28 protein-coding genes are annotated in these 25,894 nt (G+C 58.8%); 7 read left to right on the forward strand and 21 right to left on the reverse strand.

Features of this window, described 5'->3' with window-relative positions; genetic code table 11:
- Positions 1 to 3 precede the first annotated feature (3 nt).
- Together LRR79_RS13250 and LRR79_RS13255 are read right to left on the reverse strand one after the other, a co-directional pair.
- Entirely contained in the window at positions 4 to 384 is a 381-nt protein-coding gene (locus tag LRR79_RS13250) for a protein YgfX (RefSeq protein WP_231757669.1), read from the reverse strand.
- Positions 385 to 487: 103 nt separating this feature from the next.
- Entirely contained in the window at positions 488 to 733 is a 246-nt protein-coding gene (locus LRR79_RS13255; protein ID WP_231757670.1) for an FAD assembly factor SdhE, read from the reverse strand.
- Positions 734 to 909: 176 nt separating this feature from the next.
- Here LRR79_RS13255 and ygfZ point away from each other — a divergent pair, with 176 nt between their 5' ends.
- A complete protein-coding gene (gene ygfZ / locus LRR79_RS13260) occupies positions 910 to 1,971 on the forward strand; it encodes a CAF17-like 4Fe-4S cluster assembly/insertion protein YgfZ (protein WP_231757671.1) in 1,062 nt (353 codons plus the stop codon).
- 52 nt (positions 1,972 to 2,023) lie between these two features.
- On the opposite strand, the gene ung is transcribed toward ygfZ, so the two are convergent.
- Genes ung through LRR79_RS13285 form a run of 5 tightly spaced genes read right to left on the reverse strand, consistent with a single transcriptional unit; the run spans position 2,024 to position 5,524 of the window.
- Positions 2,024 to 2,746, reverse strand: a complete 723-nt coding sequence (ung, locus tag LRR79_RS13265) for a uracil-DNA glycosylase (RefSeq protein ID WP_231760028.1) — start codon at positions 2,744 to 2,746, stop codon at positions 2,024 to 2,026.
- 40 nt (positions 2,747 to 2,786) lie between these two features.
- Positions 2,787 to 3,371 carry a uracil-DNA glycosylase family protein gene (locus LRR79_RS13270; RefSeq protein WP_231757672.1) on the reverse strand — a complete coding sequence of 195 codons (585 nt, stop codon included), beginning with the start codon at positions 3,369 to 3,371 and terminating at the stop codon, positions 2,787 to 2,789.
- A 2-nt stretch (positions 3,372 to 3,373) separates the two neighbouring features.
- Positions 3,374 to 4,408, reverse strand: a complete 1,035-nt coding sequence (locus LRR79_RS13275; protein WP_231757673.1) for an esterase-like activity of phytase family protein — start codon at positions 4,406 to 4,408, stop codon at positions 3,374 to 3,376.
- 50 nt (positions 4,409 to 4,458) lie between these two features.
- Positions 4,459 to 4,941, reverse strand: coding sequence for a YajQ family cyclic di-GMP-binding protein (locus LRR79_RS13280; RefSeq protein ID WP_231757674.1), 483 nt, complete (start codon positions 4,939 to 4,941; stop codon positions 4,459 to 4,461).
- A gap of 46 nt (positions 4,942 to 4,987) precedes the next feature.
- Entirely contained in the window at positions 4,988 to 5,524 is a 537-nt protein-coding gene (locus tag LRR79_RS13285) for a YaeQ family protein (protein ID WP_231757675.1), read from the reverse strand.
- 96 nt (positions 5,525 to 5,620) lie between these two features.
- Between LRR79_RS13285 and LRR79_RS13290 the strand changes: the two genes are divergently transcribed.
- Genes LRR79_RS13290 through LRR79_RS13305 form a run of 4 tightly spaced genes read left to right on the forward strand, consistent with a single transcriptional unit; the run spans position 5,621 to position 8,601 of the window.
- Positions 5,621 to 6,265, forward strand: coding sequence for a LemA family protein (locus tag LRR79_RS13290; protein ID WP_231757676.1), 645 nt, complete (start codon positions 5,621 to 5,623; stop codon positions 6,263 to 6,265).
- Positions 6,266 to 6,286: 21 nt separating this feature from the next.
- Positions 6,287 to 7,036, forward strand: a complete 750-nt coding sequence (locus tag LRR79_RS13295) for a TPM domain-containing protein (RefSeq protein ID WP_231757677.1) — start codon at positions 6,287 to 6,289, stop codon at positions 7,034 to 7,036.
- A 42-nt stretch (positions 7,037 to 7,078) separates the two neighbouring features.
- The gene (locus LRR79_RS13300; RefSeq protein ID WP_231757678.1) at positions 7,079 to 7,687 is read left to right on the forward strand and encodes a TPM domain-containing protein; all 609 of its coding nucleotides are present in this window, start codon (positions 7,079 to 7,081) and stop codon (positions 7,685 to 7,687) included.
- Between the two features lie 41 nt (positions 7,688 to 7,728).
- The gene (locus tag LRR79_RS13305) at positions 7,729 to 8,601 is read left to right on the forward strand and encodes a PDZ domain-containing protein (RefSeq protein ID WP_231757679.1); all 873 of its coding nucleotides are present in this window, start codon (positions 7,729 to 7,731) and stop codon (positions 8,599 to 8,601) included.
- Positions 8,602 to 8,680: 79 nt separating this feature from the next.
- On the opposite strand, the gene lysS is transcribed toward LRR79_RS13305, so the two are convergent.
- Both lysS and prfB read right to left on the reverse strand, forming a co-directional pair.
- Positions 8,681 to 10,174 carry a lysine--tRNA ligase gene (lysS, locus tag LRR79_RS13310; protein WP_231757680.1) on the reverse strand — a complete coding sequence of 498 codons (1,494 nt, stop codon included), beginning with the start codon at positions 10,172 to 10,174 and terminating at the stop codon, positions 8,681 to 8,683.
- Between the two features lie 266 nt (positions 10,175 to 10,440).
- Positions 10,441 to 11,536 (reverse strand): peptide chain release factor 2 gene (prfB, locus tag LRR79_RS13315; RefSeq protein WP_231757681.1). Its coding sequence is split into 2 segments (ribosomal slippage): positions 10,441 to 11,463 and positions 11,465 to 11,536, totalling 1,095 coding nucleotides; the frame shifts between segments, so codons are not numbered across the junction.
- Positions 11,537 to 11,787: 251 nt separating this feature from the next.
- On the opposite strand from prfB, the gene LRR79_RS13320 reads away from it, so the two are divergent.
- On the forward strand, positions 11,788 to 12,909 hold the full coding sequence (locus LRR79_RS13320; RefSeq protein ID WP_231757682.1) for a pectinesterase family protein: 1,122 nt from the start codon (positions 11,788 to 11,790) through the stop codon (positions 12,907 to 12,909).
- Positions 12,910 to 12,957: 48 nt separating this feature from the next.
- On the opposite strand, the gene LRR79_RS13325 is transcribed toward LRR79_RS13320, so the two are convergent.
- The 12 genes from LRR79_RS13325 to ffh form a co-directional block, all read right to left on the reverse strand.
- Positions 12,958 to 13,479 (reverse strand): hypothetical protein, encoded by a 522-nt coding sequence (locus LRR79_RS13325; RefSeq protein ID WP_231757683.1) that lies wholly within the window; start codon positions 13,477 to 13,479, stop codon positions 12,958 to 12,960.
- A 45-nt stretch (positions 13,480 to 13,524) separates the two neighbouring features.
- Positions 13,525 to 14,157: a LysE family translocator gene (locus tag LRR79_RS13330; protein ID WP_231757684.1), complete on the reverse strand. Its 633-nt coding sequence runs from the start codon at positions 14,155 to 14,157 to the stop codon at positions 13,525 to 13,527.
- 10 nt (positions 14,158 to 14,167) lie between these two features.
- Complete coding sequence (locus tag LRR79_RS13335) at positions 14,168 to 15,076, reverse strand: DMT family transporter (protein WP_231757685.1); 909 nt, start codon at positions 15,074 to 15,076, stop codon at positions 14,168 to 14,170.
- Positions 15,077 to 15,145: 69 nt separating this feature from the next.
- Complete coding sequence (gene recJ, locus LRR79_RS13340; RefSeq protein WP_231757686.1) at positions 15,146 to 16,876, reverse strand: single-stranded-DNA-specific exonuclease RecJ; 1,731 nt, start codon at positions 16,874 to 16,876, stop codon at positions 15,146 to 15,148.
- Between the two features lie 80 nt (positions 16,877 to 16,956).
- On the reverse strand, positions 16,957 to 18,348 hold the full coding sequence (gene thrC, locus LRR79_RS13345; protein ID WP_231757687.1) for a threonine synthase: 1,392 nt from the start codon (positions 18,346 to 18,348) through the stop codon (positions 16,957 to 16,959).
- 79 nt (positions 18,349 to 18,427) lie between these two features.
- Positions 18,428 to 19,735, reverse strand: a complete 1,308-nt coding sequence (locus LRR79_RS13350; protein ID WP_231760029.1) for a homoserine dehydrogenase — start codon at positions 19,733 to 19,735, stop codon at positions 18,428 to 18,430.
- Positions 19,736 to 20,043: 308 nt separating this feature from the next.
- Complete coding sequence (locus tag LRR79_RS13355; protein ID WP_231757688.1) at positions 20,044 to 20,799, reverse strand: DsbC family protein; 756 nt, start codon at positions 20,797 to 20,799, stop codon at positions 20,044 to 20,046.
- Positions 20,800 to 21,109: 310 nt separating this feature from the next.
- Positions 21,110 to 21,463 (reverse strand): 50S ribosomal protein L19, encoded by a 354-nt coding sequence (rplS, locus tag LRR79_RS13360; protein WP_043315728.1) that lies wholly within the window; start codon positions 21,461 to 21,463, stop codon positions 21,110 to 21,112.
- A gap of 78 nt (positions 21,464 to 21,541) precedes the next feature.
- Positions 21,542 to 22,309 (reverse strand): tRNA (guanosine(37)-N1)-methyltransferase TrmD, encoded by a 768-nt coding sequence (gene trmD, locus LRR79_RS13365; RefSeq protein WP_231757689.1) that lies wholly within the window; start codon positions 22,307 to 22,309, stop codon positions 21,542 to 21,544.
- Positions 22,309 to 22,875, reverse strand: coding sequence for a ribosome maturation factor RimM (gene rimM, locus LRR79_RS13370; protein WP_231757690.1), 567 nt, complete (start codon positions 22,873 to 22,875; stop codon positions 22,309 to 22,311). The genes trmD and rimM overlap by 1 nt, the downstream gene beginning before the upstream one ends.
- 39 nt (positions 22,876 to 22,914) lie before the next feature.
- On the reverse strand, positions 22,915 to 23,154 hold the full coding sequence (rpsP, locus tag LRR79_RS13375) for a 30S ribosomal protein S16 (protein WP_043315722.1): 240 nt from the start codon (positions 23,152 to 23,154) through the stop codon (positions 22,915 to 22,917).
- 220 nt (positions 23,155 to 23,374) lie between these two features.
- Positions 23,375 to 24,802 (reverse strand): signal recognition particle protein, encoded by a 1,428-nt coding sequence (gene ffh, locus LRR79_RS13380; RefSeq protein ID WP_231757691.1) that lies wholly within the window; start codon positions 24,800 to 24,802, stop codon positions 23,375 to 23,377.
- A gap of 192 nt (positions 24,803 to 24,994) precedes the next feature.
- Between ffh and LRR79_RS13385 the strand changes: the two genes are divergently transcribed.
- Complete coding sequence (locus LRR79_RS13385) at positions 24,995 to 25,798, forward strand: cytochrome C assembly family protein (protein WP_231757692.1); 804 nt, start codon at positions 24,995 to 24,997, stop codon at positions 25,796 to 25,798.
- The last annotated feature ends 96 nt before the right edge of the window (positions 25,799 to 25,894 follow it).

Below are 25,894 nucleotides of genomic sequence, written 5' to 3' on the forward strand. Positions count from 1 at the left end.
CGCTCAGCGGGAATAGCGCAGAGCGACCAGCAGACGCCGCCAGTCATCCGCACCGGCGGCGTCCCGGGCGAACACCAGCCGCAAACGCCGCCCCTGCAGATCCCGCCCGTTGATCACGATCAGCCAGCGCCACAGGGTCAACTCCCCGGTCAGCTGAAATTCCCGCCGCGCGCCGCCGCGCCGGTGCCAATACCAACGTCGTTCCGAGGTGCTGAGGCGCCCCACATAGGCCTGCAGGCGGCGCCACTCCAGGACACCATACACCGCAATCACCGGCATCAACACGGCCACGGCAGGCCAGGGAAGGCGAGAAACCAGCAACAGGAGACTGGCCTGCAGAAGGACAAGGGGCAGAGAAATGTGCAGCAGACGCGACGGTGCCATCTCGCACACCAGTCGCGCGCTGCGCTCCACAGGCTGCGCTTTCGCAGACTGAGGCGGAGTGGCTGCAGCGGGGGAGACAGCGGGCGCGGAACGCCCTCCCGGGTTACTCCTGCAGGCCGGTGTTGTCGCGGATGATCTGGACAATATGCTTCAACTCCGGATCTTGCGGATCCTCCCGGCGCAAAAACCAGGCGAACAGGTCCTGATCCTGCTCGTCCAGCAGTCTGATATAGCGCTGCTTGTCGTCCTCGGAAAGCGTCTCGTACACATTCTCAAGAAACGGCAGCAGCACCAGGTCCAGCTCCAACATGCCGCGACGGCTGGCCCAAAACAGGCGGTTGCGATCCATACTTCGTACTCAAGCCACAATTCAAAGTGCGCGCAGTATAGCGGTAGTTGAAATCCCGCGGCAAAACCCCAAATTAGTCATCTACCCAGACGCAGCATGCCGCGTCACAGAAAACACCAGTCAAGCGGGTGGGCCCTCTCTTCTACCCCATCAATATTTCAGGCAGCGAGTTCAGCATGGATCAACAGCAGTGGCAGGATTTTCTCGGCAACCAGGGCGCAAGCTGGCAGAACGGCTCCGCTCTGTTCCCCGGCGGAGACAGCGCAGACGGCGGGCAGTTGCAACTGACGGATCTCAGCCCCATGGGCGCCATCTATGTAGCCGGCCCAGACAGCCAGAAATTCCTCCAGGGCCAGCTGACCTGCGATCTGGTTAACCTGCCGGACGAGCAACTCACCCTCGGCAGCCACTGCAACCCCAAAGGGCGCATGATCAGCGCCTTTTACGCCCTGAAAATCGAGCAGAGCGAATTCATTCTGCTGATGCCCCGAGACCTGATCGCCACCGCCCTCGCCGCCTTGAAAAAATACGCGGTATTTTTCAAGACCGAGCTCAGCGACGTCAGCGAACAGTATCGCTGGCTTGCCCTGTGCGGCCGTGACGCCTGCGGTGCGGCAAGCCAGCTGCTGAGTCTGTCCAGCAGCGAAGACAGTGATCTGCTCCCCCATCAGTTGCGCATATTCGACCACAACGGTCAGCGCGCATTGGCAGCGGGACTGAGCACGCACAATGTGGTGCTGCAGGTGCCGGCAGAGCAGGCAGCGGATTTATGGCAGCAACTCGCCAGTAACGGCGCTACGCCTGCCAGTTACCCCCAGTGGCTGCTGCAACTGGTGGAAGCCGGCACCCCCCTGGTGTACCGGAGCACCAGCGAAGAATTCATCCCGCAAATGGTCAATCTGCACCTGCTCGGCGGCGTCAGTTTCAAGAAAGGGTGCTATACGGGGCAGGAAGTGGTGGCGCGCATGCAGTACCTGGGCGCCGCCAAGCGCCGCATGTACCGGGCACAGATTGATAGCGGTGACGTGCCGGAGCCGGGGACAGAAATTTTTTCTGGCGAGGGTAAGTCCAGCGTGGGCAATATCGTTCTGGCCAGTCCGCAGAGTGGGGAAACCGTCCTGCTGGCGGTGCTGACCAAAAGCAAAGTCGCGGATGGGGAAAGCCTGCAGCTCAAGGACGGGCGCGTACTGGAAGTGCTTGAGCTACCCTACGATGCGGATTCGGATCCGCTCGCCTGAGTTCCGCAATCCCCCTGCAGGAGCGGGCTTGCCGGCTCCTGTATAATCTCATTTAGATCTCTACCGCAACCCGGCGCAAACCCTCGGCGTCCGGCAGCGCCCATTCGATCGGCGCTTCGCCCCGGCTCTGCAGATAGGCGTTGGCCTGAGAAAAAGGTCGGGTGCCAAAAAAGCCGCGGTGCGCCGACAGCGGCGACGGGTGCGGGCCACGCAGCACCAGATGTTTGCGGCCATCAATAAAGCTCCCCTTCTTCTGCGCGTAACTTCCCCACAAGATAAACACCAGTCCTTCCCGCTGCTCCGCAAGCGCGTGCACCGCGGCATCGGTGAACTGCTCCCAGCCGCGCCCCTGGTGCGCACCGGCCTTGCTTTCCTCTACAGTGAGAGTGGCATTCAGTAAAAGTACTCCCTGCTCTGCCCAGGGCTGCAGGCAACCATGATCCGGCACCGCAATGCCGAGGTCCGAAGCCAGTTCCTTGTAAATATTTTTCAGGGAAGGCGGTACCCGCACGCCGGGCATGACGGAAAAGCACAGACCGTGGGCCTGGCCCGCGCCGTGGTACGGGTCCTGCCCGAGAATCACCACTTTTACCTGATCGAAGGGGGTGGAATTGAACGCGTTGAAGATCTGTCCGCCCGGGGGAAAGATGGTCTTGCCCGCCTGTTTTTCCCGCAGCAGAAAATCGCGCAGCTCGCCCATGTAGGGTTTGTTGAATTCCGGTTCCAGCACGGAATACCAGGATGGGTGGATTTTAATATTCTCGGGGACCTGCATAAATTCTGTTCCCTGGCCGTAGGAGCCAGCCTGCAGGCTCCTACAAGATTTCATTGACCTGCGCGCGCAGCGCCGGCACCACTTCTTCTTCAAACCACGGCCGGCGCTTCAGCCACAGAGTATTCCGCGGACTCGGATGGGGCAGCGGGAAAAAACCGTGGGGCAACGCATCGGCATAGTGGCGCACGTTTTCTGTAATGCTGCCATACCAGTGAGGGAGATAGTAGCGCTGGGCGTATTGACCAATCAGCAGGGTCAACTGGATATTCGGCAACTGCTCGAGCAACCGCTGGTGCCAGGTCGGCGCGCATTCTGGGCGCGGCGGGAGATCGCCACCCTTACCGCGCCCGGGGTAGCAGAAGCCCATAGGCATAATGGCGATGTGGGATTCATCGTAAAAGGTCTCCCGATCCAGCTGCAGCCAGTCGCGCAACCGGTCACCGGAGGGGTCGTTCCAGGGAATACCGCTCTCATGGACACGTGTCCCCGGCGCCTGTCCAATAATCAGCAGCCGCGCAGATCTGGCCGCACTGACCACTGGCCGCGGGCCGAGGGGCAGGTTCGCCTCGCATAACCGGCAGGCGCGCACCTCTTTCAACAACAAATTCAGAGAAGAATCAGACAAGTTCAGGTTTCGCTACTGACATCCGGCAATTCGGAAATATCCGGGAACGCCAACTGTATCAGCAGCCCCCGCGCATCTTCTGGCGCTGCCGCACGAGCCACACCATTGTTATCCAGCACCACAAATATCCCCTGATCATTGATGGCCAGTCCTTCCCCTTTACCGAAACGCGTTTCCTGATAGACGTATTCCGCCCCCTCTTCCACATGCTGGTAGTGAATGCACCACTCGGCACGAAGGTTGTGGAGATTGCGCCGGCATACGGCGAACGCATTGCGCTCCAGAGTGAATAATCCCCCGTCATAGCAAGCCAGCCCAGTGAGATCTTCCGCGCGACCGCGAAAATCAAGGCCGGGCACTTCAGGCAGTGTGTAAAATGCGACGCCGACTGTGTCTTCGGGCTGCAGCTTCAGCAGCCCACGTGGCTGCCGCTCCAGCGCCACCCAGAAATCCTCGCCCGCTTTTACCAGGCCTTCGCTCTCCGCGTTCACCCGCTGCAGATATCCCTGCGCCTTTGCAGATTCGGACCAGCGTTGGGGCAGCCACCGCGCCTGCTTTGCCCCTGTATCCAGGCGCGCAATACGGTTGTGGCGCTCACTCAACAAATAGGTGGCTTCCCCATCGCAGGTGACCCCCTCAAAATCCATACTGAGCGGCGTACTGGCATAGTGAAGCGCGCGCGCCTTGACGCTGACCGGCTGATCATCGGGCAAAGGCGGGCGCGAGAAGACCGCGCGGGTCTCCAGCACAGCGCTTGCTGCCTGGTTGTTCACCGCCACGCGGTACAGGCGCTCGGAGGATTTATCGGCAACCGCGAGCAGCGCCCCATGGCAAAAACTCAGACCCGAGATATCCAGCCCTGCACTGCCATCCACCCACCAGGCATTCAGTAATTGCGCCCGCACAACCGGGGTTGTCGGTTGAGGGGATGGATGCGCCTGTGGGCTGGCGACTGCTAGTACCAGAGTGAGGAACAGAGACCCCTGTGCTCGGTGAAACAGCTGGCTCAGGCGGTGGGACAGATTGAGGTTGGTCAAGAGGTTCTCCTGGTGGAGAGTGCCACCTGCCAGTGGCCCATCCCCGGTTATCAATCGCGGAAGTTATTGAACTGAAGCGGCTGCTCCAGCTCTTTGCCCCGCAACATGGCAATGACTTGCTGCAGGTCGTCGCGCTTCTTGCCGGTAACCCGCACAGAGTCACCCTGAATTGCCGCCTGCACCTTCAGTTTTTCTTCCTTGATGATCTTAACAATCTTTTTTGACAGATCTTTGTCGAGACCATTTTTCAAAGTCACACCGACTTTCACCTGCTTGCCGGACTGCTCCTCTTCGCCTACCTCCATTGCCAGCGGGTCGATATTGCACTTGATTAGTGCCGCCCGCAGCATGTCGACCATCTGGTGTACCTGCATATCGGACTCTGCGCGCAGGGTCAGGGAAAATTCCCGCATCTCCACTTCAGCATCCACCCCTTTGAAATCAAAACGGTTGGTGATGGTGCGATTTACCTGATCTACCGCATTGGTTAGCTGGTGTTTGTCTACTTCAGAAACGATATCAAAAGAAGGCATGTTGAACTCCACTCTTAATAACCCCGGCGTTTCCGGGATTGGTCAATTATTTCCAGCGCTGAGGCTGAACTTCCACGGTTTGATTTTCACTGGCCAACCAAAGCTGTCCATCCTGAATAGTGGCCGTCAGTTCCATATTGCGCTCCGCCAGTGACGCCAGCGCAGAGCACTGCTCTGCCGGCAAGAAGAACACCTGCAGGTTATCGAACCGTGCGGTCGTGGCTTCCATTTTCTGCCACCACACAGGTGCCGTGCGCTGGCCATAGGCATAGATCGTCGCGTGTCGGGCCCGGCCGCAGGCCTTGCGCACCCGATCCTCTGCAGGCACCCCGACCTCTATCCAGTGCACAATCTCCCCACTCAGGGTGTGCTGCCACAAATCCGCTTCCTCGTCACTGGAAAGGCCGCGGGTAAACGCCAGTTGATCGCTCGCGTTCAACGCAAACGCCAGCAATCGAATCATCATACGCTCATCGGTCTCCGACGGATGGCGCGCCAGCGTCAACGTATGCTCTGCATAGTAGCCCCGATCCATATCGGCAATCTGTAACCGGGCCTTGAAGATAGTCGCTTTAAGTGCCATAACTCGTCTCTATCGCTTCAGCCGGAAAGATCTTGCGCAGATCTCCGGGATTGAAGGCTATTATTGTCTGGTTCGTAACCCACAGGGATGGAAGGAATGAACGCACCTACTATGTTATTTCGCCGGAAATACGCCGCTGTAATTTCTGACCCTCGCCCCTGGCAGCTGCTGCTTGTTATCCTGATGGCGTTCGGGCTGAGCGGCTGCGGCATCAACAACATTCCCACTTACGATGAAAGTGTGAAAGCCAACTGGGCTCAGGTGCAGAACCAGTACCAACGGCGCGCTGATCTGATTCCCAACCTGGTAAAAACCGTGAAGGCGTATGCCGCCCATGAGAGAGAAACCCTGGAAGCGGTCACCGAAGCCCGCGCCAAGGTGAACTCCATGCAGGTAAACTCCGACATCATCAATGACCCGGCCAAACTGCAGCAGTTTGAAGCGGCTCAATCTCAGCTCAGCAGCGCCCTGTCGAGGCTGATGGTCGTGGTGGAGCGCTACCCGGATCTGAAGGCCAACCAGAACTTCCTTGCGCTGCAGTCCCAACTGGAAGGCACGGAAAATCGCATCAGCGTTGCCCGCCGGGATTATATCGCCGCCGTGGAACGCTACAACCGCGAGATCCGCACTTTCCCGGGGCGTATCTGGCATGCGGTTCTCTACAGTGATATGCCCTTGCGCGACACCTTTGAAGCCACCTCAGAAGGTGCGGAGAAAGCACCAGAAGTCGACTTCCAGTAATTTCGACCACGGGGCCTGTTTATGACGATCCGGCGGATCGCACTGCTACTCCTTCTGTGCCCTGCCCTGCTGTGGGCGGTGGCGACTGTGGCCGATGTCCAGTTCCCCCCCCTGTCCGGCCGGGTAGTCGACAACGCAAACCTGCTCAGCCAGAGCACGCGTTACCAACTTACGGAACGCCTGCAGCAGCAGGAGAAGGCCACCAGCAACCAGATAGTGGTGGTTACCCTCCCCGACCTGCAGGGGCTCACCATCGAAGAATACGGCTACCAGCTGGGACGCCACTGGAAGATCGGGCAAAAAGACAAAGACAATGGGGCTCTGCTGATTGTGGCCCCTGCCGAGCGCAAAGTGCGGATTGAGGTGGGATACGGCCTCGAGGGCGCTCTGACCGATGCCATTTCCTCCAATATCATTCATACCAAGATTCTGCCCGAGTTCCGCAACGGCAATTTCGACGGGGGAGTGGTCGCCGGTGTCGACTCGATCATTGCGGCGATCAAAAACGAGTATGTTGCGGAAAGCACGGACACCAATGACAACCGCCGACTGGCGCTGCTGGTGGGCGTCTTCCTGCTGTTTGTGATGCTGCAGATTTTTGGCTCTTCCGTATTAGGTGCCCCTGCGGGCAGTAGCGGATACCGGCGCGGTCGTTACGGTGGCTATTACGGCGGTGGCGGCTTCGGCGGAGGCTCTGGTGGCTTTGGGGGCGGAGGCTTCGGGGGTGGAGGCGGCGGCTTCGGCGGCGGCGGTGCGTCCGGGGGCTGGTAGCCCCGAGTAATGGTAACGAACACTTTTTCAGCGGCTTGACTCATGCTTAATGCACAGGAAAAACGCCAGCTTGCCGAGACCATCAAGGCAGTAGAGTCCACCACGGATGCCGAGGTGGTGACGGTGCTGGCACGGCAATCCGACAACTACCTCTACATATCGACTTTGTGGGCGGCATTTATCGCTCTGCTGATTGCCCCACTGATGCAGTTTCTCCCCTGGTGGATTGAATACCAGCAGGCATTCACTCTGCAATGGATCCTGTTTATCGCCCTTGCGGTGCTGTTTCGCTGGCGCCCCCTGACCATGTGGCTGGTGCCGAAAAAGGTCAAATTCTGGCGCGCCGCCAATCTCGCCCGCCGTCAGTTTCTGGAGCACGAACTACACAGCACCAAGGACCGGCTGGGCCTGCTCATTTTCGTGTCACAGGCGGAGCACTACGTAGAAATTCTCGCCGATCGCGGTCTGGCAGAGCAGATTACCAATGAGAGCTGGCAGGAAATCGTGGAAAACTTCATCCGCGAAGTAAAAAAGGGCAAGACTGGCGAAGCCTTTGTGCACTGCGTCGAGAAATGCGGCGAGCTGCTCCAAGAAGCCGCACCTGCCACCGTCATCAAGAACGAGCTGCCCAATCATCTGGTACTTCTATAATCAAGCTACAGACGGCCGATTAGACGTTCACAGGTAACTCTATGCATCCCAGCGTGCAGACCTTGTATAAATACCGCGTTGCGCTGATTGCAGCGCTGCTACTGCTTGGTAGCGTTGCGGCGGCACAATGGATTTCCCAAGACTCCGGTCACGGGCACCCCGCGACCGCGCTGCCGCACCAATCGCACCCGCAGGAGGCACTGGAATCCCGCCTGACGTCTCTGGAGCGCACACTGGATCAAACCCTCAAAATCCAGGGGCAACTTCTCGAACTGGTCAATGAGTTGAGCACCCGCCTCGAACCGGATGCGCAACCGCCTCAAACCCGTCACGTCAATATGCATGCGGAAAATGCCCGCGCGCAGCAACCAGCCGAACAAAGCCGCCTACAGGCCATCAGAAACCGCTTCGAGCGGCAGCGACACAACCAGGTGCGGCAGCTTGTGGAGGCAGGCTTCAGCCACTCCCGGGCGACCGCCATTGTAGACAAGCAGGAGCGCCTGCAATACGAGCAGATGCAGTTCAGCTATGAATATCACCATTTGCAGGATAAGCGCTCGCAACGGGCTAAAGAGCTGCAGGAAAAACTTCAGACTTACAGCAATCCGCGACGGGTTTTTGAGCAGGAGCTAAACGCAGCGGAGTTTGAACAGTACCTCAATGCCTTCGGCGGCCGCACAGAAATGGAAATCGGTGATCTGATCGAATCCGCGCCCGCCTATGAGGCAGGTTTACGTCCGGGCGACAAGATTATCCGGTACAACAATCAACGGGTATTTCATATGGGAGACCTGCGCACCCAGGTCTATCAGGCAAAGCCGGGGGAGTCTGTGGCGGTGGAGATTCAACGCCAGGGCAGCTCTTCGACGGAAACGATTTACCTACCCGCGGGCCCACTGGGTATTCGCGGCTAGACAGCCGGAATGCGGATAAAAAAGGGGCGATGGCCTGGTGGCCATCGCCCCTTTTTTTGGGCGTTCTATTCGCGCAATTTTACTCGGCGGAAACTTCCGGGCGCATATGCGGGAACAACAGTACGTCGCGAATGGACGGTGAGTTGGTCAGCAGCATGACCAGACGATCAATGCCAATACCTTCACCAGCAGTGGGGGGCAGACCATATTCCAGTGCGCGGATATAGTCCGCATCGTAGTGCATGGCTTCGTCGTCGCCGGCATCTTTTTCGGCAACCTGGGCCTTGAAGCGCTCGGCCTGGTCTTCGGCGTCGTTCAACTCGGAGAAGCCGTTGGCAATTTCGCGGCCGCCGACGAAAAATTCGAAGCGATCGGTAACAAACGGATTGTCGTCATTGCGGCGCGCCAGCGGGGACACTTCGGTCGGATATTCGGTGATAAACGTGGGCTGGTCCAGGCGGTGCTCAACGGTTTTCTCGAAGATCTCGATCTGAATCTTGCCAAGGCCCCAGATTTCCTTGAGCGGGATATCCAGGCCTTCCGCGACTTTCTTCGCGCTATCGATATTGTCGATATCGGAGGCTTTCAGTTCCGGGTTGTACTTCAGGATGGAATCGAAAACACTGATACGGTCGAACGGCTGGGCGAAGTCGTAGCTGCTTTCCTGGTACTGAACGGTGGTGCTGCCCAGGACGTCGGTGCAAATACCGCGGATCATGTTTTCGGTGAGATCCATAAGGTCGTTGTAGTCCGCGTACGCCTGGTAGAACTCGAGCATGGTGAACTCGGGGTTATGGCGAGTGGACAGGCCTTCGTTACGGAAGTTGCGGTTGATTTCGTAAACCCGTTCGAAACCACCGACAACCAGTCGCTTGAGGTACAGCTCCGGCGCGATGCGCAGGTACATGTCGATGTCGAGCGCGTTGTGGTGGGTGATAAACGGGCGCGCGGTGGCGCCGCCGGGAATGACCTGCAACATGGGGGTTTCCACTTCCATGAAGTGGTTGTTGTTGAGGTAGCTGCGGATGTAGCTGATGACTTCGGAGCGGATGCGGAAGACGTCGCGGGACTCCGGAGTAGCGATCAGGTCTACGTAGCGCTGGCGGTAGCGCATTTCCTGGTCGGCGATACCGTGGAATTTTTCTGGCAGCGGGCGCAGGGCTTTGGTAAGCAGGCTGTACTCTTCGCAGTTGACGTAGAGGTCGCCTTTGCCGGATTTGTGCAGTGTGCCTTTGACGCCGACGATGTCGCCGATGTCCCAGGTGCCCCAGCGCTCTTTGATATCTTTCTGTGCGGTTTTGTCGGCGTACAGTTGGATGCGGTCGGAGACGTCCTGGATGACCATGAAGGGGCCGCGCTTGGCGAGGATTCGGCCGGCGACGCAGGCGGTGTTGCCTTCGCTTTCCAGTTCTTCCTTGGTCTTTTCACCAAACTCTTTTTGCAGGTCGGCGGCGAGGTGTTCGCGGCGAAAGCTGTTCGGGAAGGCGTTGCCCTTCTCGCGCATGGCGCTCAGTTTGGCGCGACGCTCGGCGATCAGTTTGTTTTCGTCTTGCTGAGTTGGTGTGTTGCTCATGATCTATCACACATTTTAAAAATGAATTTTTGTCGGACTTGCGAATCAGCATTGTGACTTCGTCGGGCAGTCCGCTTGGGAGCTCTGTTTCGAGACTGTGGCGGCCAAGCACCGGGGATTAAGATTCGAAACCGCTGTGAATACATCCATGTACGCTGCGTCGGCGACGTCCCTGTCGCCGACGCTTTCGAAACTTAATCCCCGGCACTTGCCCTTCGCTTCCAGCCAAATTACTTCGTTAGCAGGACACGAAGGCAAACTAGGCCTTAGAGGCCCGCCTTCAGGCTCGCTTCAATAAACTGATCCAGGTCCCCGTCCAGCACTGCCTGGCAGTTGCTGGTCTGGACGCTGGTGCGCAGGTCTTTGATGCGCTGGTCGTCCAGTACGTAGGAGCGGATCTGGCTGCCCCAGCCAATGTCGGATTTGCTTTCTTCCATCGCCTGTTTTTCGGCGTTGCGCTTTTGCATTTCCTGTTCGTAGAGTTTCGCCCGCAGCATTTTCCACGCTTTGTCGCGGTTCTGGTGCTGGGAGCGTTCGCTCTGACAGGCGACGACAATGCCGGATTCGATATGGGTCAGACGCACGGCAGAGTCGGTTTTGTTGACGTGCTGACCACCGGCACCGGAGGCGCGGTAGGTGTCTTCACGCACCTGGGATTTGTCCACTTCGATTTCGATGTTGTCGTCGATCTCCGGGGAGACGAAGACGGAGGTGAACGAGGTGTGGCGACGGTTGCCGGAGTCGAACGGGCTCTTTCGTACCAGGCGGTGGACGCCGGTTTCGGTACGCAGCCAGCCGAAGGCGTATTCGCCCTGAAAGTGGATGGTGGCACTTTTGATGCCTGCGACTTCGCCGGCGGAGGCTTCTTCCAAGGTGGTTTTGAAGCCGTGGGCTTCGCCCCAGCGCAGGTACATACGCAGCAGCATTTCGGCCCAGTCCTGGGCTTCGGTGCCACCGGAGCCGGCCTGGATGTCCAGGTAGGCGTTGTTGGGGTCGGTCTGGCCGGAGAACATGCGGCGGAATTCGAGGGTTTCCAGTTGTTGCTGGAGGTTTTCGAGTTCGCTGGCCACTTCGGCGACGGAGTCTTCGTCATCCTCTTCGACGGCCATGTCGAGCAGCTCGCGGCTGTCACTGATGCCGGTGTCGAGGTCGTCGATGGTTTTTACCACGGCTTCCAGGGAGGAGCGTTCACGCCCCAGGTCCTGGGCGCGGTCGGGGTCGTCCCAGACACTGGGCTCGGCCAGTTCCAGTTCAACTTCGGTCAGGCGTTCTTTCTTGCCAGCATAGTCAAAGATACCCCCTGAGAACGTCGGTGCGCTCTGCGAGGTCTTTCATCTGGTTAAGAAGCGGATTGATTTCCATAGATGCGTCGGCTTCTGTCGGTTAAATCGGGCGCGCATTCTACCTCAGTACGCGCTGGGAAATAAGGGCCCCGGGCGCGGTTCGGGTAACAAGATAGTGGAAGTTGGCTTGAGTGGGTGCGGTTTGCGGGGATAAAATGGCCTGACCAATAATAACATTGTATCAAGCCAATTATCAGGAGGATCCAGGGGATGCTATACCGCCTGTCCCAATCTGCGCCTTTGTTCAGCGGACCACCATCTTTCCCGACAATGAATGGCAGGATTTGTGCGTGGCTCACCATTCTGCTGAGCGCCACGACCCTTCTCTCACTGTCTGCCCGGGCGCACTACGATGCTGCGGTTGGCGCAGTGCCCGCGGGTACGGATGCTACCCGCCGGTTTGAGTCCATTCAGGCGGCGATTGACGCCGCTCCAAGCGACGGTAGCGCTCCCTTTTCCATTTTCCTGCCCGCCGGGGTGTACGAAGAAAAGGTACTGATCGACAAACCCAATGTGCATCTGCTTGGTACCGAACGGGACCGGACGGTGATTCGATGGGGCGACTACGCGGGTATGCCCGCTCCCGGGGCTGCAGTGGGCGCCACCGAGAAACTGGGCACCTTCGCCACCGCCACGGTAACCATCGAAGCCCGGGACTTTCGGGCAGAGAATCTGACCATAGAAAACAGCTTCGATTTTCTGGCCCAGGATGCCCTGCCCCAAGGCCACCCGGACAGAGTCAATGGTATGCAGGCGGTTGCACTGAAAACCGGCCTCAATAGCGACCGTGCAGCCTTTCGCAATGTGCGCCTGTCCGGCTATCAGGACACCCTGTTTGTACAGGGTGGCCGCAGCTATTTTGTCGACAGTGTGATTGAGGGCAATGTGGATTTTATTTTCGGCGCCGGCCAGGCGCTGTTTGAAAACAGCGATATTGTTACCCGCCCTCGCGGGACAGTCCGAGAAACCATGGGCTACGTGACGGCTCCCAGTACCGACATTGGCGATGAATATGGCCTGGTGTTTCTACACTGCCGGCTGTTGAAGGCTGAGGGAGTTCCCGCCAACTCCACACCGCTGGGCCGGCCGTGGCACCCCACCACCACCTTTGCCGATGGCCGCTACGCAGACCCCAATGCGGTTGGCGCCACGGTATTTATCCACTCCTACATGGACGATCACATCACCCGTACTGGGTGGGCATCGATGCGCGGCACCAGCCGCGACGGCAGCAAGTCCACGGTATTTACCCCGGAAAGCGCTCGTTTTTTCGAGTACCAGAGCCGAGGCCCCGGCGCACAGGTCAATGCCAATCGGCCACAGCTCAGCGAAAACGAAGCCGCGCAATTTTCGAAGGCGCGCATCCTGCGCGGGTGGGAGGCGCCGTTTTAAACGGTGCTCTGGAGCCGGGTTGCGCCGGCAATACAGCTCCCGGAGGACTCAGTAAACGGAAGAACTGCCACCGGATTGCACCTTGGGACAATCACCCAGCTGGTAGCTACCCGGTTTGGCCGGATCGAAGCCCAGTTCCAGAGCCGCATCGAGGAAATCCGACGGTATCCGATGCAACATCAGGTCGCCGGTAGCACCGCCGCAGACACTGGGGTACATACGGTCGGTTCGGGTCGCGCAGCGGCTTTCCTGAACCTTGATTCCGTTTTCGGCCAGCTGTGCCGCGCTGGCCTCGAGCGTGCGGCCGCCGCCCTCACACTGGCGATTACCCCGCGCCTGCATGACCCAGAGATTGCTGTTGTCGGTGGCGGCCTGATCTGCAGACGCTGAATCGTCGGTATCACCCTGGGCACTGTCTGGTGTCGTATCCGGTTGCTCCGCCGGCACCGGCCCTTCCCCCACGGTCGCTTTGTCACCGCCCGCCTCTGATGTTTTATGAGAGGCGTCGCAGCCCGTCACAATCACCGCCACAAAGGCCATGCACACGATATAGATCCAGGGTTGGCGCATTGCTGCTCTCCTTTTCCGGTTGCCGATCAAAATGCTCTATTCCGTTCAGCTTAGCGCGAGCCAACCGCCTACGCCCAACATCAGGGTGCCCGCAATTCGATTCATGAGCCTGACATTTTCTCCACGATGCAGCAAGCGACTCAACGTGCGCCCACCACTGGCGTAAATCAACATACATGTAAACTCGAGCAACAGTATCACACTGAGCAGCACCGCCATCTGCGGAACGACCGGCTTGCTCTGATTGATAAACGGTGGCAGCAGTGCAATAAAAAACGCCCAGCCTTTGGGGTTCGCCACCGCGGTAATGAAGCCCTGGGAAATCAGCGTCCATCGGGGTATGGCACTGGGGGCAGTCTCCGATGGCTGCACCAGAACCATCCTCCCCCGCGCGCGCCACATCTGTATCCCGAGGTAACCGAGATAGGCGGCCCCACAGTATTTAAACACCTGGAACGCCTGCGGGTATTGCAACATAAAAGCGGCAATACCCAGCACAGCGGCAATAGCGACCAGTGCCACACCACACAATTCACCCAGCATCATCCACAGGGTGCGCTTTACCCCGAAAGCCATTCCCATGGTCAGCGCCAATGTCATGCACATCCCCGGAGTGATGGACACGAAAAAAAAGGTCGGCACAAACAGCACCAAAACCGAAAAATCGATTACACCCATTGCCCAGTTCTCAGTGATGGGTGCCCGCATGCGCGCCGTAGCGGCTCAACAGCATCCCGGTGAGCATCAGACCGCAGCCGAGCAGTTCGTGGCCGGTAAACACCTCGTTCAGAATCAACCATCCGGCAATCAACGCAAACACCGATTCCAGACTCATGATCACCGTGGCGTGAGAGGTGGCGGCGTGACGAAGGCCCAGCAACTGGAAGGTAAACGCGATAGCCGTCGAGAAGATCATCATATAGGCAATCGGCCAGGCAGCATCGAGGGCCCCCTGCACGGTGGCATCTTCGATGGCCAGAGACGCCAGAGCAGAAAACAGGCCGCAGAAAAGAAACTGGATCGCTGCCAGGCGCAGAGCGTGATAGCGTTTTACCAACCGGTCTGCGGTCAGCACCTGCAGGGCAAACGCGAAGGCTCCGGAAAATACCAGCAGGTCGCCTATCATCTGCGACTCTTGGGAGAAGTCGCCGAGGATATAGAGGCCGATCAACGCGACACCGATACCCGCCCAGGTCCAGCGGTTGGTTGCTACACCTAAGGACAGGCCGATCACGGAGACCAACAGCATTTCCATCCCGGAAATAAATCCTGCACGCCCCGCGCCGGTATAAACCAGTCCCCACTGCTGCAGGGCAGAACCGAGGAACAGCCAGAATCCCAGAATGGCGCCGCCGGGCAGGCACTGGCGCCAACCCATCTTGATCCTTGTCCCCTCCTCCGGCGTGGCGACTTCTTTCCGTGAGGATAACCAGTACACCAGCGGTATCAGAATCAGCCCCCCAAGAAAGAAGCGCCAGGCGTTAAACGCCAGTGGGGGCAGATGCTCCATGGCCACTTTCTGGGGAACAAAAGCGATCCCCCAAAACAGCGCAGCCAGCAACAGCAGTAGTTCTGCGCGAGTCTGTTTTTGATGCATATAGATTCAGATAAGTTGAACTGGAGAAGCCTGCTTGCAGACGCCTTCAGAAACGGCCAATTAAAGGATTTACAGCGGGCTGATATGGCTGACCATCAGCTGCAGTGACTGCCGCCCACGGAATTCGTTGATATCCAGTTTGAATGCCAACTGGACTTTGTCCACTTGCGCCGGCCACAAATCCGTATCGATATTGAAGGCGATGGCGTCGATCGCCTGTTGTGGCGCGGCAACCGGTGCCACGGTCATTTTCAGGTGGCGCTCCCCCACGATACGCTGCTGCAACATCAGAAACTCGCCGTCGAATTCCGGCTCGGGAAATGCCTGCCCCCAGGGCGCGCAGGCTCGCAGCAAAGCGGCGGTTTCCATGGAAAACTCCTGGGGCTGGAGTTCGCCATCGGTTTCGATAATCGCCTGCAGCTGAGATTCGTTCAGACGACTGCGCACCGCCACCTCGAACGCATCGGTAAAAGCGGCGAGGTTCTCTGCCGGCAGACTGAGCCCCGCAGCCATGGCGTGACCGCCGAATTTGCTGATCAGCGTTGGGTGGGCAGCGGCCACATCGCTGAGTACATCGCGGATATGCAGGCCGGGAATGGAGCGCGCGGATCCTTTGACAAGGTTGTTATCACCGTCGGCGAAGGCAATCACCGGGCGGTGGAATTTTTCCTTGATGCGGCTGGCGAGAATCCCCACCACGCCCTGATGCCAGTCGCCATCGTACAGGCACAGACTCCACGGCAGGCCCTCCTCTGCCAACTGCAGTTTCTCCAGCGCGGCCATGGCTTCCCGCTGCATGCCGGCCTCAATCGCCTTGCGGTCGCGATTCAGGCTGTCCAGTTCTGCCGCCAGCTCCCGGGCTTCTTGCGGGTCCTGGGTCAACAGACAGCGAATACCGGTCCCAATATCGTCGAGACGCCCGGCGGCATTGATGCGTGGTCCGAGAATAAAACCGATATCGGTGGTGGACAGGCGGGTGCGATCGCGCCCGGCCACTTCCATGAGCGCCTGGATACCCGGGCGGCAGCGGCCCGCGCGAATACGCGCGATCCCCTGATGCACCAGCACGCGGTTATTGTGATCCAGGGGTACCAGGTCCGCGACGGTGCCCAACGCGACCAGATCCAGATACTCCGCCATATTGGGCGGGGCAATACCGGTCTCTTCAAACCAGCCCGTGGCCTGCAACGCACTTTTGACGCGACTGAGGAGATAGAAAATCACCCCGACACCGGCCAGGTTCTTGCTGGGAAACGCGCAATCGGGCTGGTTGGGATTCACGATCGCATCCGCCTCGGGCAGCACCTCGCCGGGCAAGTGGTGGTCGGTGACAATGACTTTGAGGCCCGCTGCACGCGCCGCATTTACCCCGTCGATACTGCTGATCCCGTTGTCCACGGTAATCAGCAGGTGCGGGCTGTATTCCTTCGCTACTTCGACGATTTCCGGGGTCAGGCCGTAACCAAACTCAAACCGGTTGGGCACCAGGAAATCCACTGGACCGGCGCCCAGGGCCCCCAGCGCCAGTACTGCGAGGGTGCTGCTGGTGGCGCCGTCGGCGTCGAAATCGCCAACGATCAGAATTTTCTGCTGTGCGCGTATGGCATCGGAAAGCAGCACAACCGCCGCCTCCAGACCACGCATGGACATGGGACTGTGCAGACGCGCCAGCTGGTGATCCAGCGCGTCGTCGCTGTGGACACCGCGGCCCAGCAGCACGCGCTGCAGAATTTCGGGGGTGGAGGACGTAAAACGGCCAGAGGACAAATCCACTGGCCGTCGTCGAATAATCGCGTTCATCGCATCCGGTCGTTCAGATTCCTGGGGTGCCGGTATCGCACCGGCTTTCCCAACATTCTACCCGGACAGCGACGCCGAGGTTAACCCAGGGCGTGCGCGATAAAATCGTGTACCGCAGAAAGCTCATTTGGCAGAACTTGTAACCGCTCCTCCCGCTCCAGCAGATCCTCCATATGGTGCGGCAGCGGCGCCTTGGTGCCCGGCAGCGCCTTGTCGACGGCCTCGCTGAATTTCGCCGGGTGCGCGGTGGCCAGGCAGACCATGGGTTCGGCACTGGACTTGCGCGCGCGGCGCGCGGCTTCCACACCAATCGCGGTGTGTGGATCCAGCAGGTACTCCGTGGACTCATACACATCGCGGATCACTTCCACGGTGCGCTCATCGCCAACCCGCTCCGAGGCAAACAGGGTGCGCGCTTTTTCCAACACGCTGTCATCGAGTTTCAGTGGCGCGCTGCGATCCGCCAGCAGATCGGCCACCGCCGCGCCGTCACGATCGTACAAGTCAAACAACAGACGCTCGAAGTTGCTGGACACCATGATGTCCATACTTGGCGACAGGCTGTGTACCAGCGGCTTGGGAGAGTGATCGTTGGCACTGATGCAGCGATGCAGAATATCGTTGGCATTGGTGGCGATCACCAGCTGGTTGATCGGCAAACCCATGCTCTTCGCCAGGTAGCCAGCAAAAATATCGCCGAAATTACCTGTGGGCACGGAGAAATTCACCGCCCGGTGCGGACCACCGAGACTCAGGGACGCGTGGAAGTAGTAGACGATCTGGGCCATGATCCGCGCCCAGTTGATGGAGTTTACCGCAACCAGGCGGCGACCGTCGGGCAGGAACCACTGATCGGCAAAGCTCGCCTTCACCATATTCTGACAATCGTCGAAGTTACCTTCGAGGGCGATATTGAATACGTTATCCGACAGCACCGAGGTCATCTGTTTGCGCTGCACTTCCGAGACGCGGTTGTGCGGGTGCATGATGAAAATATCGATATTGTCGCAATGGCGGCAGCCTTCGATCGCAGCAGAGCCGGTATCGCCAGAGGTCGCGCCCAGCACCACCACTTTTTCGCCGCGTTTTTTCAGCAGCAGGTCAAACAGCTGGCCGAGGAACTGCAGGGCAAAGTCCTTGAATGCCAGGGTCGGCCCCTGGAACAGCTCCATTACCCACTCGTTGTGGCCGGTCTGCACCAGCGGTGCAATGGCACTGTGGCGGAAGCTGCTGTAGGCACGGTCGATAATTCCGCGCATTTCGTCTTCGCTCAGGTCCTCGGAGACAAACGGCCACATGATGCGAAATGCCAGCTCCTGATAACTGAGGCCAGCCATATCCGCGATTTCCTCGCGGGTAAAGGTGGGCAATTTTTCCGGTACGTACAGACCACCGTCACTGGCAAGTCCGGTGAGAACGGTGTCGGCAAAGCTCAAGGACGGCGCGCGGCCGCGGGTGCTGATAAATTTCACAGTAATTCGATTTAGCGCAATTAATTAAATACATTCCGGCGAGCGGGTTGCGCTCGCCAGCTTAACGGTTGGCCATGGATCAGCCGAGAGGTTCGACGCGGATACGCACTACCGGCCCCTGAATACTGTCCAGGGCCTCGATCTGGTTCACCGCCTCCTGCAGCTGTGCCTCGCGAGCACGACTGGTCAGCAGTACCACCGGTACCAGCTCTTCATCTTCCGCCGGTTCGTGCTGGATCAGCGCTTCGATGCTGATGCCCTGCTCGCTGCAGATGGTCGCCACCTTGGACATGACCCCGGGCTTATCGAAAGCAGAAATACGCATGTAATAGCTGGTTTCCGCATCGCTCATGGGCAGCACGTCGTCCAGGTTACCCTGGCTGTCCTGGGTGACGCCTGCCAGTGGCACGCGCTGGTCCGGACGCACATTCAGGGTGCGCGACACGTCCACGATGTCGGCGATTACCGCAGACGCGGTCGCTTCGGCACCGGCGCCGGCGCCGTAATACAGGGTCGGGCCCACGGCATCGCCGTTAACCAGTACCGCGTTCATTACGCCATTCACATTGGCAATCAAGCGCCGCTGGGGAATCAGCGTCGGGTGTACACGCAGCTCCACACCGTCACCGGTGCGCCGGGCAATACCCAGATGTTTGATACGGTAGCCCAACTCATCTGCATACTGAATATCTTCCTTGGCAACGCCGCTGATACCTTCGGTGTACACCTTGTCGAAGGCCAGGGGCATCCCAAATGCCAGAGACGCCATGATTACCAGCTTGTGCGCCGCATCGATACCCTCTACATCGAAGGTGGGGTCTGCTTCCGCGTAACCCAGGGCCTGAGCCTGAGCCAGGGCCTCGTCGAAGCTACGTCCCTTCTCACGCATTTCGGTGAGGATATAGTTGCCAGTACCGTTAATAATGCCCGCCAGCCACTGTATGCGGTTGCCTACCAGACCTTCCCGCAGGGACTTGATAATGGGGATTCCGCCGGCAACGGCGGCTTCATAGGCGATGGTGACACCCTGCTCTGCGGCAGCGGCAAACAGCTCGTTGCCGTGCTCGGCGATCAATGCCTTGTTGGCAGTCACCACGTGCTTGCCGTTGGCGATGGCGGTCAGAACCAGCTCGCGGGCCACGGTGGTCCCGCCAATCAGTTCCACCAATACGTCCACGTCCGGATTGGTCGCTACGTCGAAAATATCGCGGGTGATATTCATCTGGCTGGTGTCGCAGTCGGGGTTGTCCCGGCGAGCACCAATCTGAACAATTTCAACCGGGCGTCCACAGCGCGCTGCGATTTCTTCGCAGTTGCGCGCCATAACATTGACTGTACCGCCACCTACGGTCCCGAGACCGCAAATACCGATTCGCACGGCGGGCACAGGGCCTGCCGCTGATAACTTTTCTGAGACCTGGGTGGCTTCGTCGGCGAATGCGCTCACAACTTCCCTCCGCGCATGACATGATCGTACACAGCGCAATAACTGGCGTAAAAATCGAAAAAAGGCCGACAACCTTACTGAGACAGAGGGGAAATTGTCAATTAAATTGCGCAAGCCGGCTAGAAGAACGCCAAACCGCACAGGCATTGACCCAATCCTGCCCACATACCCGCGTTTACCCTGCCAGAAACAACAGGGGCCGGCAAAAGCCGACCCCTGACAGGAAGCAACCGGTTGTGACTTCCGGCTCAGATCCCCAGCGCCTTAGCCAAAGTCTCCGGCGGTACATAGCCCGGCACCACGGTACCGTCCTCCATCACGATAGTGGGCGTACCACGCACATCGATTGACTCGTTGCCCAGCTTGTACTGCGCGGCGACCGGATTGTCCTTACATACCTTCAAGGGCACGTTTTTACGGTTCTTCAGGTCCGTCAGGGTCTTGTTGGGATCATCCGCACACCAGGCGGTTGCCACCTTGCGGTAACCCACGGAGTTGAGACCGGCACGAGGGAAGGCCAGGTAACGCACTTCGATACCCCGGCGATTCAGCTCGGGTACGTCGTCGTGCAGCTTGCGGCAGTAACCACAGTCTACGTCGGTAAAGACATAGATATGCGCCTTGGTCTCGCCTTTTGGAGAAAACACGATCATGTCGTCGAGGCTCTGGGAATCCATCACCTTCGCGCGGCTTTTACCCCGGCGCTGTTCAGACAGGTTCACAACCCGCTGCGGGGTCACTTCAAACAGGTCGCCAGCGATAAAGTGGCCGCCATCTTTGGATACGAACAGGACATTGCCGCCATTGATATCCACCTCATACAGGCCCGGCATGGCGCTTTCACGCACCTCACCAAAGCTGGCACTGGGGTTACTCGCCGCCAGTTTGGCCTTGATCTGCTTCGCCACATTGTCGTCGACAGCAACGGCGGACTGCCCCAGGAGCAGCGCAGTGGTGGCAACCAGTGCAGCGAGAGGCTTGAGTGGCTTGGCTAGAAAATTCATGTTGGGAGTTACTCCGGTGTTATTCGTCACTGTTGACCCGCGAAAAGGCCCTACTCAGACCCTACAGGCGGGCGCCGGTTCCAGCCCAGTATGGCATCGGACGGTATCCGCGGGATGGCATTGGCGCACGTTTGTCGCGTTTTACTACACAATCATCGCAAACGCGAACTCAGGTCACCCGTATGCCCGCCGGTCACTGGCGATTGACTGGCTGGATCACCATCATTGTGACGTTTCAGAGACCCGACCAATAAACCTCAGGCATAAAAAAACCGGAGCCAGGCTCCGGTTTTTTTTGAATAAGCAATGCTTACTTGGCCAGCTTCTCTTTGATTCGAGCCGCTTTACCAGTCAGGCTGCGCAGGTAGTACAGCTTGGCCTGACGAACGTCACCGCGACGCTTCACAGTGATGCTGTCAACCAGCGGACTGTGGGTCTGGAAAGTACGCTCAACACCAACACCGTGAGAAATTTTGCGCACGGTGAAGGAGGAGTTCAGGCCGCGGTTACGCTTGCCAATCACAACACCTTCAAACGCCTGCAGACGCTCACGGTTACCTTCTTTTACTTTTACCTGAACAACGATGGTGTCGCCCGGTGCAAAAGCCGGCAGTTCCGCTTTCAGCTGTTCGGTTTCCAGCTGCTGAATGATTTTGTTGGTCATTTGGAGTTCTCCAAAAGGGTTTTGTGTAGCCTCTCGGCTAGATGGCCAAATTACTCTCGCCTCCCGGCGAATTCGACGTTAATTCTGCTCCTCAGAACCAGACTCCTGCAGGAATTCATCCAGCAGTTGCGCCTGCTCCGGAGACAGCGCCAGTGACTCGAGCAGATCCGGGCGACGCTGCTGCGTCCGACCCAAAGCCTGCTTGAGGCGCCAGCGGCGAATCTTCTCGTGGTTACCGGAAAGTAAAACTTCTGGTACCGACCTGCCCGCGAATTCTTCCGGGCGGGTATAGTGTGGGCAGTCCAACAGGCCCTGGGCGAAGGAGTCCTCCACCGCAGACAGGTTGTGCCCGAGTGCACCGGGGATCAGCCGGGTTACCGCATCCACCAGCACCATGGCGGCGAGCTCGCCGCCACTCAGCACGTAGTCACCAATGGACCACTCTTCATCGATCAGGGTCTCGACGATACGCTCGTCAATCCCTTCATAACGGCCCGCCAGCAATACCAGATTGCCGCTGCCGGACAACTGCTCCACCCCCTGCTGATCCAGCTGCCGCCCCTGGGGTGACAGATAGATAGACGTCGTGGGACCAGTCTCCTCTGCCCAACTGCGCGCCTCCTGCAAGGCCTGGGAGAGAGGCTCCGCCAGCATCACCATGCCCGGACCACCGCCGTAGGGGCGATCATCCACGGTGCGATGGCGGTCACTGGTGAAATCCCGGGGATTCCAGCAGCGCACTTCCAGCAAACCGTCTTTTACTGCCCGGCCACTGATACCGTAGTCGGTCAGGGCCGCGAACATCTCTGGAAAGATGCTCACCAGCGCAATGCGCTTGGCAGCCATCAGAACTCCGGATCCCAATTGACGGTGATCACACCCTTGGTGAGATCCACACTGGTGATGTATTCGCCCGGGAGATAGGGAATCAGACGCTCGCGCCCGTCACTCCCCCCGCGCACCACCATCACATCGTTGGCACCGGTTTCCATCAGTCGCACCACTTCCCCAAAGGGCGTCTCGCGACCTTCAAACACACTCACCACCTGCAGGCCCTGCAGCTGATGCCAGTAGTACTCACCCTCTTCCAGCTGGGGCATTTCACCACCGATAACGGCAATGTCCCGCTGGCAGAACTGCGCGGCGACATCCCGATCGTCCACACCTTTGATGTGAATGATCAAGCCCTTGCCGTGATGCTTGCCAGCATCGATTTCCAGGGGCTGCCACTGGGCAGAGCCCTTGGTCACTGAAGAGGCGGCGGGATTGTGCAGCCACCACTGAGCATACTGCAGTATGTTTTCCATCGGTTCGGTATAGGAATGCACCTTTACCCAACCGCGCACGCCATACACCGAGGTAATGCGCCCTACCGTGACCAACTCGTCGCTAGTTACCGAACTTTCAGTCACAGGAACACCCCGGAATACAGCCAATCAGGGATCGAAGAATCAGGCAGATTCTTTCATCAGCTTGCTGACGCGATCAGACAGTTGCGCGCCCTGGCCTACCCAGAACTCAACGCGATCACGGTCGATGCGCAGGCGCTCTTCCTGACCACGTGCAACCGGGTTGAAGAAGCCAACACGCTCAATGAAACGACCGTCGCGGGATTTGCGGCTGTCGGTCACAGTCAGGTGATAAAACGGGCGCTTCTTCGCACCGCCACGAGCCAAACGAATGGTTACCATGTAGCTATCCTGTAGTTTCAACACTAACCGGTCAGGGATCTTGACCGGAACATCCCGCCTCTCGGCGGTATTCCAGACACCGCCGAGGCGGAAATCTGCTTTTAAATCAATGTTCAACGAGCCGGAGCTCGCTGAAAGGCGGCGTATTCTAATGTACGCAACCGGGTTTGTATAGCGGCGAATCCACCGCCAGCAACAAGTTATCGCCTGCGCGCAACCGCTACTTCTTTTTAAAGCCAGGCGGCAGGCCACCGGGCATCCCGCCCATGCCACCCATACCCGCACCACCCATGCCGCCACCGCCCATGCCGGGCATGCCCCCAAGGCCGCGCATCATTTTGCTCATACCGCCACCCTTGAGCTTTTTCATCATCTTGCCCATCTGTTTGTGCTGCTTGAGCAGGCGGTTCAGATCCTGAATCTGGGTGCCGGAGCCGGCGGTAATACGGCGCTTGCGCGAGCCACTGAGAATCTCCGGGTTGCGACGCTCATGGGGCGTCATGGAACTGATAATCGCATCCATACGGCGAAACTCTTTGCCCATGTCTGCCTGCTGCGCCGCCTGGGCCAGCCCACCCATACCGGGCATCTTGTCCATCAGTGCACCGAGACCGCCCATATTCTGCATCTGCTGCAGTTGATCGCGCAGATCTTCCAGGTCGAAGCCCTTGCCCTTCTGGACTTTCTTGACGAGTTTTTCCGCCTTCGACTTGTCAATGGTCTGCTCGGCCTGCTCGATCAGAGACAGGATGTCCCCCATGCCGAGAATACGGGAGGCGATACGGTCGGGGTGAAAGGTTTCCAGGGCATCGGTCTTTTCGCCGACACCGATAAACTTGATCGGCTTGCCCGTCACATGGCGCACGGACAGCGCGGCACCGCCACGGGCGTCACCGTCCGCCTTGGTCAGCACGACACCGGTCAGCGGCAGCGCATCGTTAAACGCACTGGCGGTATTCACCGCGTCCTGGCCAATCATGGCATCGATCACAAACAGGGTTTCCGCAGGTTCCAGGAACTCGTGCAGCTCGCGGATCTCGCCCATCAGCGCTTCATCCACGTGCAGGCGACCGGCAGTATCCACGATCAGCACATCGGCAAACTGTTTGCGCGCCGCATCCACCGCCTGACGGGCGATTTCCACCGGTTTCTGATCCGCTTCAGAGGGCTGGAACAGCGCCCCCACTTCACCTGCCAGGGTTTCCAGCTGTTTGATGGCCGCCGGGCGGTAGACATCCGCACTGACCACCATCACCTTTTTCTTCTCCCGCTCCTGCAGGTATTTGGCGAGCTTGGCCACGCTGGTGGTTTTACCGGCACCCTGCAGACCGGCCATCAGGATCACCGCCGGAGGTTGCACGGCGAGATTCAGCGGTGTGGCCGCCTCGCCCATCACCTTGACCAGCTCATCCTGTACGATTTTGACGAACTGCTGACCGGGATTGAGCGCCTTGCTGACTTTTTGCCCCACAGCCGCAGTGCGTACCTGCTGCACGAAAGCCTTGACCACGGGCAACGCCACGTCCGCCTCGAGCAGCGCCTTGCGCACTTCACGCAGTGTGTCGCGGATATTGTCATCGGTCAGGCGGGCCTTACCGGTGACCTTTTTCAGTGCCGACGATAATCGGTCGCTCAGGTTATCGAACATATCACCTTCTCAAATCGTAAAAGCCGGATTGGGGCATTCATACTGCGTACTTCAGTAAGTCTGTGGCGGTGTCGCTACCGGCTGCCACCCCAAAAACGCGGCAGTATAGCCCAGCCGGGCTTTCCAGCACAGGCGCGCTGTGACACACTGCCCGCCCGGACACATAATGAAACTGTAAGACGGACACACCCAATGGCGGCATTCGCCCACTGGATGGCTATCGCGCTCTATATCGCCACCACAGGTGTAGCGGCAGCTACCCTGTCTCGCCAATCGCAGACCACCAGACAACCCCTGTTGCTGGGTCTGTTCGCCTGCGCCCTGGTCGCCCACGCCATTTCTCTCAAATTTACCCTGATCACGGACAGCGGCTTTCGCTTCGACCTGCTCGCGGTCCTGTCATTGATTACCTGGTCCGTCGGCCTGCTGTTGCTCTGCCTGTCTCTGCGGCACCGATTGACACTGCTGATTCTCGCCACGGCCCCCCTGGCCGCACTGGCCGAGATGGGGGCCGTGCACGCCTGGGGCGGTGTGACGCCGCGCGCACAGATTTCACCGGGTATCGCCGCACACGCGTTTTTCTCCATTGCCGCCTATTCACTGCTGACCCTGGCCACCCTGCAGGCCATCTACCTCTACTGGCTCAATCAGCAGCTGCACAATCACCGCCCCGGCGGGATCAGCCGACTGCTCCCGCCTCTGCAGACCATGGAGAGCCTGCTGTTTGGCCTGGTGGCCTTTGGTCAGCTACTGCTCACCGCGGCACTGGTTACCGGCACGCTGTTTATTGACGACCTGTTTGGCCAGCATCTGGTCCACAAGACCGCGCTGTCATTCCTGGCCTGGATTCTGTACAGCATCCTGCTGTGGGGGCACTGGAAAAAAGGTTGGCGCGGCAACACCGCCGTGCGCTGGACGCTATCCGCCTTCGCCATTCTGATGCTGGCATTCTTTGGCAGTAAACTGGCCCTGGAAGTCATCCTGCCCCAGCAGTAAATCGCATCCGCGGATCAATGGCTGAGCCGTCGTAAAGTAACGAAAGTTGCGGGCTCAGCCGTTCTGATCCAATATCGCCCCATTCCAATAGAAAGA

Origin of the sequence: Microbulbifer elongatus (assembly GCF_021165935.1) — a bacterium.
GTDB classification, from domain to species: Bacteria; Pseudomonadota; Gammaproteobacteria; order Pseudomonadales; family Cellvibrionaceae; genus Microbulbifer; species Microbulbifer elongatus.